Source organism: Streptomyces solicamelliae, from assembly GCF_045348655.1.
GTDB lineage: Bacteria > Actinomycetota > Actinomycetes > Streptomycetales > Streptomycetaceae > Streptomyces > Streptomyces solicamelliae.
In genome coordinates, this window is sequence record NZ_CP160404.1 from 3,120,707 (window position 1) to 3,133,491 (window position 12,785).

At 73.1% G+C, this 12,785-nt stretch carries 13 protein-coding genes; 5 read left to right on the forward strand and 8 right to left on the reverse strand.

From position 1 onward, the window contains the following. Positions 1-477: 477 nt before the first annotated feature. The 3 genes from ABZO31_RS14310 to ABZO31_RS14320 all read right to left on the reverse strand — a co-directional run bounded on the left by ABZO31_RS14310 (position 478) and on the right by ABZO31_RS14320 (position 3,125). Positions 478-867 (reverse strand): VOC family protein, encoded by a 390-nt coding sequence (locus ABZO31_RS14310; RefSeq protein WP_406861567.1) that lies wholly within the window; start codon positions 865-867, stop codon positions 478-480. 92 nt (positions 868-959) lie between these two features. After that, complete coding sequence (locus ABZO31_RS14315; RefSeq protein ID WP_406861568.1) at positions 960-1,841, reverse strand: alpha/beta fold hydrolase; 882 nt, start codon at positions 1,839-1,841, stop codon at positions 960-962. A 618-nt stretch (positions 1,842-2,459) separates the two neighbouring features. Beyond that, positions 2,460-3,125 (reverse strand): TetR/AcrR family transcriptional regulator C-terminal domain-containing protein, encoded by a 666-nt coding sequence (locus tag ABZO31_RS14320; protein ID WP_406861569.1) that lies wholly within the window; start codon positions 3,123-3,125, stop codon positions 2,460-2,462. A 96-nt stretch (positions 3,126-3,221) separates the two neighbouring features. Here ABZO31_RS14320 and ABZO31_RS14325 point away from each other — a divergent pair, with 96 nt between their 5' ends. Then, on the forward strand, positions 3,222-4,706 hold the full coding sequence (locus ABZO31_RS14325; protein ID WP_406861570.1) for an FAD-dependent monooxygenase: 1,485 nt from the start codon (positions 3,222-3,224) through the stop codon (positions 4,704-4,706). A 3-nt stretch (positions 4,707-4,709) separates the two neighbouring features. On the opposite strand, the gene ABZO31_RS14330 is transcribed toward ABZO31_RS14325, so the two are convergent. After that, a complete protein-coding gene (locus ABZO31_RS14330) occupies positions 4,710-5,753 on the reverse strand; it encodes a saccharopine dehydrogenase family protein (RefSeq protein ID WP_406865356.1) in 1,044 nt (347 codons plus the stop codon). Between the two features lie 125 nt (positions 5,754-5,878). On the opposite strand from ABZO31_RS14330, the gene ABZO31_RS14335 reads away from it, so the two are divergent. After that, the gene (locus ABZO31_RS14335) at positions 5,879-6,829 is read left to right on the forward strand and encodes a GlxA family transcriptional regulator (RefSeq protein ID WP_406861571.1); all 951 of its coding nucleotides are present in this window, start codon (positions 5,879-5,881) and stop codon (positions 6,827-6,829) included. Between the two features lie 30 nt (positions 6,830-6,859). On the opposite strand, the gene ABZO31_RS14340 is transcribed toward ABZO31_RS14335, so the two are convergent. Further along, positions 6,860-7,552 (reverse strand): metal-dependent transcriptional regulator, encoded by a 693-nt coding sequence (locus ABZO31_RS14340; protein WP_406861572.1) that lies wholly within the window; start codon positions 7,550-7,552, stop codon positions 6,860-6,862. Positions 7,553-7,737: 185 nt separating this feature from the next. Between ABZO31_RS14340 and ABZO31_RS14345 the strand changes: the two genes are divergently transcribed. Beyond that, positions 7,738-8,526 carry an SIS domain-containing protein gene (locus tag ABZO31_RS14345; RefSeq protein ID WP_406861573.1) on the forward strand — a complete coding sequence of 263 codons (789 nt, stop codon included), beginning with the start codon at positions 7,738-7,740 and terminating at the stop codon, positions 8,524-8,526. A gap of 76 nt (positions 8,527-8,602) precedes the next feature. Here ABZO31_RS14345 and ABZO31_RS14350 read toward each other — a convergent pair whose 3' ends face one another. Beyond that, the gene (locus tag ABZO31_RS14350) at positions 8,603-9,949 is read right to left on the reverse strand and encodes a PAS domain-containing protein (RefSeq protein ID WP_406861574.1); all 1,347 of its coding nucleotides are present in this window, start codon (positions 9,947-9,949) and stop codon (positions 8,603-8,605) included. A 129-nt stretch (positions 9,950-10,078) separates the two neighbouring features. Here ABZO31_RS14350 and ABZO31_RS14355 point away from each other — a divergent pair, with 129 nt between their 5' ends. Continuing rightward, positions 10,079-10,354, forward strand: coding sequence for a hypothetical protein (locus tag ABZO31_RS14355; RefSeq protein ID WP_406861575.1), 276 nt, complete (start codon positions 10,079-10,081; stop codon positions 10,352-10,354). Positions 10,355-10,613: 259 nt separating this feature from the next. After that, positions 10,614-10,898, forward strand: a complete 285-nt coding sequence (locus ABZO31_RS14360) for a hypothetical protein (protein WP_406861576.1) — start codon at positions 10,614-10,616, stop codon at positions 10,896-10,898. A gap of 10 nt (positions 10,899-10,908) precedes the next feature. Here ABZO31_RS14360 and ABZO31_RS14365 read toward each other — a convergent pair whose 3' ends face one another. Both ABZO31_RS14365 and ABZO31_RS14370 read right to left on the reverse strand, forming a co-directional pair. Then, entirely contained in the window at positions 10,909-11,751 is an 843-nt protein-coding gene (locus ABZO31_RS14365) for an ABC transporter permease (RefSeq protein WP_406861577.1), read from the reverse strand. Further along, positions 11,748-12,785, reverse strand: coding sequence for an ABC transporter ATP-binding protein (locus ABZO31_RS14370; protein WP_406861578.1), 1,038 nt, complete (start codon positions 12,783-12,785; stop codon positions 11,748-11,750). Before ABZO31_RS14370 ends, ABZO31_RS14365 begins: the two co-directional genes overlap by 4 nt.

Below are 12,785 nucleotides of genomic sequence, written 5' to 3' on the forward strand. Positions count from 1 at the left end.
AACGCATCGGGGCGGTACGGGGGTGACGGGATGTAGTTGGTGTGACTTGGGAGGTGTCGAGGGCCGCTTCAGTGGCGCGAAAGGGCAGGATCCGCCTCGCCGGCTCCCCCGCCCGTCCCATCCCCACGGGCAATGACCAGCCGGGCATGCGCCGCACCCCACGACGGCCTGGCGGCCGCCGAGACGGCAATGGGCACCCCACTCAACGACCGCGCACCCACCCGCCGGCCGCCCACGGCGGCCGGGCACCACCCCAGGGTTACGCGCGGACCCTGCCCCCCGGCCGCCCTCCGAGTGTGAAAAGGCCCCTGGAGGCGCCGGGTCAAGGGTGAAGCTTTAGCGGAATCGCGAAGCGACGCGACGGAGGAGCGCCCTTGACCCGGCGCCTCCAGGGGCCACACTCGGAAAGAGGGCGGCCGCACCAGAAGCCCACCAGCAACCCCCACCCCCAGTACCCCCTCCGCCTCCGCCTCCGCCTCAGCCCAGCACGTCGAGGTAGTGCCGGTTGTACATCACGCCCAGGATGTTCCCGAACGGGTCGGTCACCGACGCGGTCACGAACCCCGGTCCGCGTTCCGTGAGCGGTTCGTACTCCTTCGCGCCCAGGGACAGCAGCCTCTCCAACGCCGCGCTCACATCATCGACGTGCCAGTACACGACGGCGCCACCCGAGCCGCCGCTCCCTCCGCCTCCCGGCGCATAGCGGCTGTCGATCAGCCCCAACTCGTGCTGGTAGTCACCGAGTCGGAACTCCGCATATCCAGGTCGCTCGAAGTACGGCTCCACGCCCAGCAATTCCGTGTACCAGCTCTTCGCCGCGTCCAGGTCGGCGGCCCAGAAACTGACGGTAGTGAGACCTCGCAACATGGGATCCGGATCCCCTTCCAGCTCTCTCCGATGTCGATGTCGCGACTGTAGCCACCATCTAGGTCAGATCCCGACCTCATTCCTGCGCCGCCCTACGGCGTCAACACCCCGTTCAGGAACGGCTCGATCGCCTCGCGCCAGGCCTCCGGGTGGTCGTAGTGCAGCAGGTGGCCCGCGTCGGGGATCTCCGCGTACGCGCCGTGCGGCAGGACCCGGACCATCTCCTGCGCCTCGGCGCGCCCCAGTTCCCCGTCCAGGCCGCGGACGACGAGGGTCGGGCAGCGGACCTGCGCGAGGGAGTCCCAATGAGCGTCGTGGACCCACGTCTCGCGGGACGTGAGCATCTGCGCCGGATCGAACACCGGCCGCCAGCCGTCCGCCGACTCCCTCATCACCTCCGCGAAGAACTCGCCGCGCGCCGGGTTCGGCCGCTCCACCCACGGGTCGTCCTCGCCGAACCACTTCCGCACGTCCGCGAGCGTGGCGAACGGCGCCGGCCACGAGCGGAACCAGTCCGCCCACTCCCGCTGGGACGCCGCACCGAGCGCCGACGCGCGCATGTCGCAGATGACCAGGGCCCGGACCAGGTCCGGCCGCTCCGCGGCGAGCTGCCAGGCCGTGAGCGCGCCCATCGAGTGGCCGACGAGGGTCACCGGGCCGAGCCCGAGCTGTTCGACCGCGGCCGCCGCGTCGGCGACGTACGCCTCGCGCGTGAACGGCCCGCCGGCGGGCTTCTCGCTCCGACCGTGTCCCCGCTGGTCGAGCGCGATCACGCGGTGCCGGCCGGAGAGCCAGCGCGCGATGGGCGCCCAGTGCGAGGCCCGGCCCATCAGGCCGTGGAGGAGTAACACGCCGGAGGCGTCGGCGGATGCGGAGGATGACGCGGAGCCGAGGGCGGGCGGCTCCGCGTACTCCCAGGCAGCCAGGCGTACGCCGTCGGCTCCGGTCACATCGATGCGTCGCACCGTGTCCATGTCCATGTCCCTGGCACCCCCTCTTCCGTCGAGCATTCGTCGTGCGGCTTCGAGCTTCGCCAGACTATCGAACCTGTATTCGAAAATGCGCTTCTGCCACGCAACACCCCTCGTTCGAGTGACGACGCTCAAGGATTGACGCGCGCCGCCGAGGGGAGATCTTCAGCGGGAGGCGGACCGATCGGGGAAACCGGTCCGAAGGGGATGACCCTGGGAGCTCGGGGCTCCGGGTCAGCACAGGGGAGGACAGGCCCCGGCGTCCATGGGCGCCGGGGCTCTCTGTCGCCCGGCTCGCCTCAATACGCGCCACACGCGGCGCACTTGCGGCTCCCCCCGGACGCGCCGCCCTCACCGTACGCGGCACCAGCGCTGCCCGCGCCGCACATCGCACCCCCCGCGCGACACCGTCCCGCACATCCCGCACGCCACGCCCGGCCCCACGCCGCATCGCCGGCATCCTCCGGCCCCCTCCTCGACCCGACCGATCGGACCGGCCCGACCGGCCCCCGCCCGGTCCCGCCGAACCCCAGCGTGGCACGCCGAGGTCGCGTGCGGGGCCATTCCGACGTAAACCGGGCTGTCCAGTTCCCGCCGCTCCCGCCACCCGGGGCGCGCCGGCTACTTCCCGGCGCCCGGCGCGTACCGCGCCTCGATGCCCGCGACGATCAGCTGCAGGCCCTCCTCGAAGCGGTCGTCGTAGCCGCCGAAGATCTCCGCCCCGGCCGCCGCCGCGAGCGGGAAGTCCGCAAGCCGCTCGGCACGCTCCTCCACGTCGAAGCCCTCGCGCAGCTCGCCCGCACCGGACTGCGCGCCCTGCTCCTCCGTCACGAAGCCGAGCGTGAACATGTACGCCGTCGTGCTCGCCCGCACCGCCTGACGCAGCTCGAATCCCGCGTCGACCAGGGCGCGGAGCTGGCGCTCCATGTCGGTGGCGAAGTCGTCGCCGGTGAAGCGCGCGCCGCTGTAGACCTTCGCGCCGTCGCGGTAGCTGAGCAGCCCGGCCCGCAGGCCCCGGTTGACGGCGAGGATCCGCTCCTGCCAGCTCAGGTCGCCGGGCGGGCGTACGGCGGGGTCGGCGACCATCCGCCGGTACATCACCGTCGCCATCTCGTCGAGCAGGGCCTGCTTGTTCTTGAAGTGCCAGTACAGCGCGGGGGCCTGGACGTTCAGCTCGCCGGCGATGGCCCGCAGGGTGAGCCCCTCCAGGCCCTTCTCGTTCAGGAGCCCCAGGGCGACCTCCGCCACCTGCGCGGGGTCGATCCGGGTCGTCTTCTTCGCTGCCACGCCGCCACGGTAACCGCCGCTTGACAACTTAACGACGTTAAGTGGATGCTCATGAACGTGAGCTTAACGTCGTTAAGGAACTCCGGAGGTCCCACCATGCCCACCCCCACCGACGTCCTCATCGCCGGTGCCGGCCCCACCGGCCTCGTCCTCGCCCTCGATCTCGCCCGCCGGGGCGTGCGCGCCGTCCTCGTCGAGAAGGCGGACCGGCTCTTCCCCGGCTCGCGCGGCAAGGGGCTCCAGCCCCGCAGCCAGGAGGTCCTCGACGACCTCGGCGTCCTGCCCGGGATCCTCGCCTCCGGCTCGCGCTACCCGCGGATGCTGGCCTGGGAGGGTACGGAGCGGCAGGGCGAGTGGGACATGATCGAGCCCGCGGAGCCGACCGAGCAGGTCCCGTACGCGAACCCCCTGCTCATCCCGCAGTCCCGCACCCAGGAAGTGCTGTACGAGCGGCTGCTGGAGCTCGGCGGCGCGGTCCGGTTCGGTACGGCGCTCACCTCACTGCGCGAGACCGCCGACGGCATCGAGGCCGAGCTGTCCACCGGGGAGACCGTCCGCGCGGCCTACCTCGTGGCCGCCGACGGCGGGCGTTCGACCGTCCGCCGGGCCCTCGGCATCGGCATGACCGGCGAGACCGTCGACCCGCACCCCATGCTCGTCGCGGACGTGCGCCTCGCCCCCGGCACGCCCGTCGACCGCCGCAACTGGCACATCTGGCCCAAGGCGGAGGACGGCGGCGTCGCGCTCTGCCCGATGCCCGGCGGCGACGACCACTTCCAGGTGATGGCCGGCTACACGGACCCGCACGCGACCGTCGACACCACCCCCGAGGCCGTACGACGGCTCCTCGCCGACCGGACCCCGCTCACCGAGGCGGACGTCACGGAGGTGCTGTGGGCCTCGGACTTCCTGGCCCGCGCGGCGTTGGCCGACCGGTTCCGCCAGGGCAGGGTCTTCCTCGCCGGAGACGCCGCGCACGTCCACTCCCCCGCCGGCGGACAGGGCCTCAACACCAGCGTCCAGGACGCCTACAACCTCGGCTGGAAGCTCGGTCAGGTGCTGCTCCACGGCGCGCCCGAGGCGCTGCTCGACACGTACGAGGAGGAGCGGCTGCCCATCGCCGCTGACGTGCTCGGCATCAGCACGCGCATCCACCGGGCGAGCGCCCGGGGGGAGAACACCCAGCGCGGTGCGGAGGTGCGGCAACTCGACCTCGACTACCGGGAGTCGTCGCTCGCCGTGGAGACCCGTACGGGCCTGGCGGACGACGCACTGCGGGCCGGCGACCGCGCGCCGGACGGGCCGTACGACGGGGCGCACGACGGGCCGTACGACGGGGGCCGGCTCTTCGACGCCTTCCGGGGCCCGCACTTCACCCTGCTCGCGGTGGGCACAGAGGCACCGGCCGTCACCCCCGCCACCTCCCCCGCCCCCGCCAGGCTCCGGACCGTGCACCTCGACGCGTACGAGCCCTACGGCACCGGCCTGTTCCTGATCCGGCCCGACGGGTACGTGGGCTGGGCGGGCGAGTCCGCGTCGGCGGGACTCACCTCGTACCTGGCCGGGGTCGGCGTGCGCTGACGCTCAGATGTCGAGCTTCAGGTGGGCGGACAGGGCGCGCAGGAAGTCCGGGGCGTCGAAGACCGCGCCGGCGGAGAGGACGCCGGTCGCCCCGGCCTTCGTCCGGCCGGTCAGGAGGCGCTCGACCGCCTCCACCGCGAGCGGCGCGCTGACCGCGTAGATGTCCTGCCCGGAGACGACCGCGCGCCGCTCCTCGCCGTCCTTGCGGACGCGGACGTCGACGAGGAAGGTCTGCGCCGAGCGGCCGCGCTCGTCGACGGCGACGGGCGCGGAGGCGCCGGCGGCCAGGTCCGCCGCCGCCTTCGCGGCCATGTACGTCCGCACCTCCGGGACGGCGAGGTGGCTGGGGACGGTGACGACGTCGGCCATCGTGAACTCGCCGATGACCTCCTGCGGGCCGAGCGGCTCGGGGAAGGACCACTCCAGGGTCGGCAGGGCGTCGTCGTGGTACGTGAGCTCACCGCCGGTGAAGCGGACCCGGCGCCCGTCCCGCCGCTCGTGGGACACCGTGCCGGCGGCGCGCGTCCCCCAGGTGGGGTGCCAGCTGCTCAGGCCGTACGCGACGTGCACCTCGTCCGCCGCCGTCCAGTCGCCCTTCGCGGCGGTGACGAGCAGGTCCCCGAGGCCGCCGAAGAAGGCCATCGCGGGGACCACCACGGCGCCGGCCTCGCGGGCGCGGTAGGCGAACCGCTCGAACGTGTCGTGGTTGGCCTCGATCTCGGCGGCCACGTCGACGTACGGAATCCCGGCCCGCAGCGCCGCCTCGATCACCGGGGCGGCGGTGGAGGCGAAGGGGCCGGCGCAGTTGATCACGGCGGCGGCGCCGCGCAGCGCGCGGTCCAGGGCGGCCGGGTCGTCGACGGACGCGGGCCGCACGTCGAGGCCCGGCTGCTCCGGCTGCTCCTCGGCGAGCGCCCGCAGCTTGTGCTCGTCACGGCCGACGAGCAGCGGGACGTACCCGCGCTCGCGCAGCTCCGCGACGACGAAGCGCCCGGTGTGCCCGTACGCGCCGTACACCGCAACCAGCTTGCTCTGCCCCGCACCCATGTCCGCACGCATGTCCGCACCCATGTCAACTCCCCTGTCTCCGACCGGTTCTTGTAGGGAAATCCTGTCGTCGATCCGCCCCGAGGCCCAGTGTCCGGAACGACATGACCCATACAATTCCCGACATGACTTCAGCCCTGCGCCGCTCCGTCGCGATCGCCGCCACCGACGGGATGCTGCACTTCGAACTGGCCCTGGCCTACGAGGTCTTCGGCTCCGCCCCGGCCGCGCTGCCGGGTCCCTGGTACGACGTCACGGTCTGCGGTACGCACGCCGTCCGGGTCGGGCGGTTCCTGCTGGAGCCGGACCGCGGGTACGAGGCGCTGGCGGACGCCGACACCGTGATCGTCCCGGCGATCGCGGACCACGGCGCGGAGCCGCCGGCCGACCTCGTGGCGGCGGTGCGCGCGGCGCACGAGGCGGGCGCGGTGGTGGTGTCGCTGTGCACCGGGGTGTTCGTGCTGGCCGCCGCGGGTCTCCTGGACGGGCTGCGCGCGACGACGCACTGGGCGCACACCGACGAACTGGCCGCGCGGTATCCGCAGGTGGAGGTCGACCCGGACGTGCTGTACGTCGACAACGGCACCGTGCTGACGTCGGCGGGCAAGGCCGCGGCGATGGACCTGTGCCTGCACCTGGTCCGCCGCGACCACGGCTCGACGGTCGCCAACGTCGTCGCCCGGCGGCTGGTCGTACCGCCGCACCGGGAGGGCGGGCAGGCGCAGTTCGTCGCCACGCCCGTACCGGCGCAGGAGGGCCACCCGCTGGCCGACCTGCTGCCGTGGGTGATGCGGCGGCTCGACCAGCCGCTCACGGTGGAGGACCTGGCCCGTCAGGCGAACATGAGCTCACGCCATCTGGCCCGCCACTTCCGTTCGGTGACGGGCACGACGCCGCTGCAGTGGGTGCTCACGCAGCGGATCCGGCGGGCGCAGGAACTCCTGGAGAGCACGGACGACAGCGTCGACACGATCGCCTCCGCGGCAGGCATGGGCACGGCGACCACCCTGCGCCGCCACTTCCAGCGCACGGTGGGCGTCCCGCCGGACGCCTACCGCCGCACGTTCAGGGCGTGAGGGACGTGACGGACGTGAGGGACGCGCGCGTCAGCGCTTCGCCACGAACACGTGCGACGCGATCTCCGCGTCCAGCTCGGCCGCCTCGCCGCCGCTGCCGACCAGGACGCCGCCCGGCGACTCGGTCACGCTGACGACCGAGCCGGGCTGCACGCCGGCGCGCCGCAGCGTGTACATCAGCTGCGCGTCGGTCTGGATCGGCTCGCCGATGCGGCGGACGATCACCGTCTTGCCCTCGTTGCCCGCGTCCAGATCTGCCAGGGACACCATCGAGTCGTCGAGGAACGCCTCCGTCTCCGCCTTCTCGCCCAGCTCCTCCAGGCCCGGGATCGGGTTGCCGTACGGCGACTCGGTCGGGTGGCGCAGCAGCTCCAGGACGCGCCGCTCGACCGCCTCGCTCATCACGTGCTCCCAGCGGCAGGCCTCGGCGTGCACCTGCTCCCACTCCAGACCGATCACGTCGACGAGCAGGCACTCCGCGAGGCGGTGCTTGCGCATCACGCGGGTGGCGAGCCTGCGGCCCTCCTCGGTGAGCTCCAGGTGGCGGTCGCTGGCGACGGCCACCAGGCCGTCGCGCTCCATGCGGGCCACCGTCTGGCTGACCGTCGGACCGCTCTGGTCGAGCCGTTCCGCGATCCGGGCGCGCATCGGGACGACGCCTTCCTCCTCGAGTTCGAGGATGGTGCGGAGATACATCTCCGTGGTGTCGATCAGTCCGGACATACGTGCCCCTCGATTGAGTCGTGCGCTGGCCCTGCACCAATTCTTACGCATGGCGCCGACAACCGTGCCTCGCCGTCTGAATGCCGGGCGTGGGCGACGTCCGGCGCGGTGCGCGGGGCGGTATTGACAGAGCAATGGTCCAGACCGCACCGTGATCGGCGACCACGACGAAAAGGGGCTTCGGTATGGGCGAGAGCGCGCGCGGCGACGGCGGGAACAGCGGCGGCGGGAAGCTGTCCGACCGGTTCTTCGACGCGGCGATCGGCCTGCTCCGGCAGGTGCGGGACGAGGACGGGGCGGAGATCGCCGCGGCGGGCGCCGCGATCGCCGACACCGTGGCGTCCGGGGGCCGGCTGTTCGCGTTCGGCGCGGGGCACTCCTCGCTGGCCGCACAGGACGTCGTGTACCGGGCGGGCGGCTTCGCGCTGATGAACCTGCTGGCGGTGCCGGGCGTCGTGGGCGTGGACGTGATGCCGGCGACGCTGGGCTCGGCGCTGGAGCGGGTGGACGGCCTGGCGGGCGCGGTCCTCGACTGCTCGCCGGCGAGGGCGGGCGACCTGCTGATCGTCATCTCCCTCTCCGGGCGCAACGCGCTGCCGGTGGAGATGGCGATGAACGCGCGGGCGCTCGGCCTCACCGTGATCGGCGTGACGTCGGTGGCGTACGCGACGGAGACGAAGTCCCGGCACGTCTCGGGCACGTACCTGAAGGACCACTGCGACATCGTGCTGGACTCGCGGATCGCGGTCGGCGACGCGGAGCTGACGCACGAGGGCATCGAGGCCCCGTTCGCCCCGGCGTCGACGGTGGTCACCAGCGCGCTGATGCAGGCCACGATGGCCGCGGCGGCCGAGGAGCTGGTCGCCCGCGGGATCGAGCCGCCGCTGCTGCGCTCGGGGAACGTGGACGGCGGGCACGAGTGGAACGGGCGCGTGATGACGGAGTACGCGGACCGGATCTTCTACCGCGCGTGAGCGCGTGACGGCGGGACGGCTGACGGCTGACGGCTGACGGCGTGAGCGGGGGGCGTGTGGAAGCACGCCCCGGCGCTCATCTCCCCCGCAGCGCCTCCGCCAGGTCCAGGGAGGCGGCCAGCCGCGTCGTCACCGTCTCCGCGTACACGGCGTCCGGCCGCTCGAAGGCCGGGCGGGAGTCGGACCGGAGAAAGGTCGCGATGCCGAGGGTGCGGCCGCGACTGCGCAGCGGGATGCACAGGGCGTGGGCCGCGTCGACCGGCCAGCGCCGCTCGGCCGCCCACTCGCCGGCCGCGTGCGGCCGGGCCGCGGCGGCGGAGGCGCGGACCGGACCGGTACGGGCCAGGGCCTGCAGGGCGGGGTGCCCGTCCTGGTACGGGACGGGGACGCCCCCGCCCGCGACGAGGGCGACGGGCCCGGGGGCGCCGACCGGGGTCGAAGCGGCCCGAACGAGCCGCCGCTCATCGACGCTGAGGTCGAGCAGCGCATGATCGGCGAACCCGGCGACGGCGAAGTCCAGCAGCACCGTCGCCGCCTCCATGGGGTCCTCGCACTCCGCTGCCGCGGCGCCCGCCCGGTGCAGCTGGCTGCTGCGGAACCGCATCCGGTCCGCCTCCTGCTCGGCGAGCCGGGCCTCGGTGACGTCCTGGAACAGCCAGCCGACGCCCAGCGGCACGGGCTCCTCCGCCAGCGGCGAGGCGAGCCGCAGAAAACCACTGCGCAGACAACGCCGCCGTACCTGCCCGTCGCCCCCGCGCAGCGTCACCCACAACTCGACGAGACCCCGCGGCGCACCTTCGGCGAGCACGTGCTGCAGCGCGCCCTCGACCTCCTCGACCCCCTGCGCGATCAACTCCCCCAGGGGCCGCCCGAGGGCGGTGGTACGCCCGGTCCCGAGCGCACGCGCGGCCCGCGCGTTGACGACAGCGGGGCGCAGATCGACATCGACGAGCACAACGCCCCAGGAGGCGTCCTCGAGAAGCGCCTCGCTGAGCGCGATCGACCGCTCCAGATCGATCTGCGCATGCACCTCGCTGAAGGCGCAGTACACCCCGGCCGGCTGCCCGTCGGCCCCGCGGACCCCGGCGGACTGCGTGCGCACCAGCACACGCCCCCCGTCCTTCCGCAGCAGCGCGAACTCGTGCACCTGCCGCCCGGGCGCGTGCATGGCGGCCATCAGCCGCCCCAGCACCTCGTCGGCATCGGCCCGCCGCGCGGCCCACCCGGCGAACCCGCGCCGCCCGACGGCCTGCTCGGCGGACCACCCGAGAATCCGCTCGGCCTCCCGATTCCAGTGGGTGACGGTCCCCCCGGCGTCGAAGGCGCACAGCGCCGCGTCCATCCCGTCGAGCAACGCGGCCAGCAGATCACCCCCGGGCCCCTCGGCACGCCGCTCCGCGGTCCCACTCCCGACCGCACTCATCCCCGCACCCCCTGCAGGACGGTGAACGCGTACGCCCGAACCGCACGCCCCGGCCATTCAACTCGAATGTGACGCAGGGCACACCTGATTCGCGTAAATCGTTGCCCCTCTGAATCCAGCATGAGGGCCATGCACACCGAAGACGTCCTGCGCGGCATCCGCGAGCTGGCACCGCGCGATCCGGACCTCCCGGGCGGACTCCTGGAGGAGCTGGCCACCGACCCCGAGCCGCGCGTCCGCCGCGCCGTCGCCGACCACCCGCGGCTGCCGCTCCCGTTCCTGCTCGCGCTCCTCGCGGACGAGGACCGGCAGGCCGCCGAAGCCGCAGGCCGGAACCCGGGTCTGCCGGTCACCGAGATGGCACGGATCGTCGCGGAACGCAGGCCCGGGAAATCCGCCGATTAATTCGCTTGAGCCGCCCCGACCGCCCTCTTAGTGTGTGGGTACACGCGAAAGGAGGTGATCCGGAAAAATGATTTCTTTTCGGACTCGTGAGGTGACTGCGGGCTAAGGCCTGCCGTCGCACTCTGTGCACCTCGGCAGGCCTTCTGCCGAACACCCAAGCAGTCACCCGACCCGTGGGCCGCCGGTAAGTCCGGCCGGCTCCCGTCCGAACTCGAGCGGACGGGACCAAGGCCCACGGGTCGTCTGCGTTTCCGGGCGGGTGACAGCCCGGAAACGAAGGGTCGCCGGCGACCGGGTCGAGGCGGTGGCGTGGAGCCGGTACGGGATGCGGGCCCGGTTCCGCGGGGTGCTGCGGCCGGGGTGGTGCCGGCTGCAGAGCCGGTTCCTGATCGTCGGGATGGCCGCCGCCGCGGAGCCGGGCGGCGGGACCCGCGTCGCGCTCACCGGTGGCGTGCGGGTCCCGGGCCGGGCCGCGCTCCTGCCGGGCGCGGGGCGTGAGCTGCGGCGGGCGATGGATCGGCTTGCCCGCGAACTCGGCTTGTGATTCCGGTGGTTCACGCCAGCGCCAGGCCGCCCGTCCTCTGTGCCCTCGCCTCGCCCACCTTCAGGATCAGCGCCGATGCTCCCAGCAGCACCGCGCTCAGCACGCCCAGGCCGGTCAGCGGCAGGGCCAGGTCCGTGAGCGTGCGGTGTTCCAGGAGCGCGCCGCGGAGGGCGACCAGGCTGCCGGTGAGGGGGAAGAACACGCCGATCACCTGGATCGCCGTCGGGAGCGCGAAGTTGGGGAGGCGGACGCCTGCGACGAACCACAGCGGTTCGTCCAGGATCGTGTACAGGAACGTCGAGTCGCGCGAGAACACCAGCAGGCTGTTCAGGAACGCGCCCCACGCCACCGCCGGGATCAGCAGGGCGAGGAAGACCACGCCGTACATCCACCAGGCCGACACCGACAGTGCGCCGAAGCCGGTCAGGGCGGCGACGGTGAAGCAGGTCAGCAGCCAGGCGTTCTGGACCAGCGCGCCCGCCCCGTTGGCGATCATCAGGGTGAGGCGGCCCGCCGGGGAGAGGAACAGCAGCTCCAGCGTGCCCGTCGTGCGCTCGAAGGAGAAGTGCCAGGCGGACTGGACGAGCGAGAAGAAGAACGCGTACGCGAGGGTGCCGGTGGCCAGGAAGGCGAGGAGGCGTTCCGGGTCGGCGGCCAGCGGCCAGTTCGCGGCCGCCGGGGAGGCGGTCGCGACGGGGCGCAGCGTGTAGTAGGTGGTGGCGAGTTGGAGGACCGGCCAGACCAGCATCGAGAAGACGACGAGGGGTTGGCCGAAGAGCCGGCGGTGTTGCTTCAGGGCCTCCGCGGCGAAGATGCGGAGGGCGTGCCTCGCGGCCTGCTGCGCGGTGTTCATCCGGCCATCGCCGCCTCGGGTGCGGGGACGGCCGTGCCGTCCGCCAGCCTCAGGATCGCGTCCTCGAGGCTCGCCTCGGCGATCTCCAGGCCGCCGATCGAGCCGCCCGCCTCCACGATCGCGGCGGCCAGCGGGCCTGCCACGTCGTCGGGGTGGCGGAGCACGATGGCCTCGCCGCCGCCGGGGAGGGGCTCGCGGGTCGCGCCGAAGCGGGCGGCGACGGCGGCGGTGCGCTCGCCGGGGTTGGTGACCGTCACGCGGACCGTGCGGTGGCTGCCGGTGGCCGCCTTGAGCTCCGCCGGGCTGCCCTGCGCGAGGTGCCTGCCCTCGGAGATCACGTACACGTGGCCGCATAGCTCCTCGACCTCGGTGAGGTAGTGGGAGGTGAGGAGGACGCCGGTGCCCGCCGCCGCCAGTTCCGCCACCACGCGGCGCAGGTCGCGGGCGATGGGGGCGTCGAGGCCGAGGGTGGGTTCGTCGAGGAGCAGGTACGCGGGGCGGTTGACCAGGCCGCGGGCGATGGCGAGGCGCTGGGTCATGCCGCGCGAGTACCGCTCGACCATGGTGTCGGCGGCGTCCGTCAGGCCGACGAGGTCGAGGAGTTCGTCGATCCGGGTGCGGAGTTCGGCCTTGGGGACGTCGTAGAGCTGGCCGAAGTACCAGAGGTTCTCGCGGCCGGTCATGCGGGTGTAGACCATGCGTTCGCCGCCCGCGATGAGGTTGATCCGGCGGCGTACGGCGCGGGCGTCGGCGACGGTGTCGAGGCCGTCGACGCGGACCGTGCCGGAGCTGGGGCGCAGCAGGGTGGCGAGGATCTTGATGGTGGTGGTCTTGCCGGCGCCGTTGAGGCCGAGGAGGCCGGTGATGCGGCCGGCGGGGATGTCGAGGTCGAGTCCGTCGACGGCCCGCTTGGTGCTGCGGGGGCCGAAGAGGCCCTTGTCGCGTACGGGGAAGTCCTTGCGGAGGTCGCGTACGTGAATACCTGCAGCGGCGGTCGCGCCCGTCGTACCCGTCGTGCCTGTCTTGCCCGTCAT

What these genes read in the sequence shown, in the direction of transcription:
- ABZO31_RS14315 (WP_406861568.1), bottom strand. Translation starts at nt 1,841, where the DNA reads ATGGACACGGTGCGACGCATCGATGTGACCGGAGCCGACGGCGTACGC.
- ABZO31_RS14370 (WP_406861578.1), bottom strand. Translation starts at nt 12,785, where the DNA reads ATGACGGGCAAGACAGGCACGACGGGTACGACGGGCGCGACCGCCGCT.
- ABZO31_RS14365 (WP_406861577.1), bottom strand. Translation starts at nt 11,751, where the DNA reads ATGAACACCGCGCAGCAGGCCGCGAGGCACGCCCTCCGCATCTTCGCC.
- ABZO31_RS14350 (WP_406861574.1), bottom strand. Translation starts at nt 9,949, where the DNA reads ATGAGTGCGGTCGGGAGTGGGACCGCGGAGCGGCGTGCCGAGGGGCCC.
- ABZO31_RS14340 (WP_406861572.1), bottom strand. Translation starts at nt 7,552, where the DNA reads ATGTCCGGACTGATCGACACCACGGAGATGTATCTCCGCACCATCCTC.
- ABZO31_RS14335 (WP_406861571.1), top strand. Translation starts at nt 5,879, where the DNA reads ATGACTTCAGCCCTGCGCCGCTCCGTCGCGATCGCCGCCACCGACGGG.
- ABZO31_RS14330 (WP_406865356.1), bottom strand. Translation starts at nt 5,753, where the DNA reads ATGGGTGCGGGGCAGAGCAAGCTGGTTGCGGTGTACGGCGCGTACGGG.
- ABZO31_RS14325 (WP_406861570.1), top strand. Translation starts at nt 3,222, where the DNA reads ATGCCCACCCCCACCGACGTCCTCATCGCCGGTGCCGGCCCCACCGGC.
- ABZO31_RS14345 (WP_406861573.1), top strand. Translation starts at nt 7,738, where the DNA reads ATGGGCGAGAGCGCGCGCGGCGACGGCGGGAACAGCGGCGGCGGGAAG.
- ABZO31_RS14310 (WP_406861567.1), bottom strand. Translation starts at nt 867, where the DNA reads ATGTTGCGAGGTCTCACTACCGTCAGTTTCTGGGCCGCCGACCTGGAC.
- ABZO31_RS14355 (WP_406861575.1), top strand. Translation starts at nt 10,079, where the DNA reads ATGCACACCGAAGACGTCCTGCGCGGCATCCGCGAGCTGGCACCGCGC.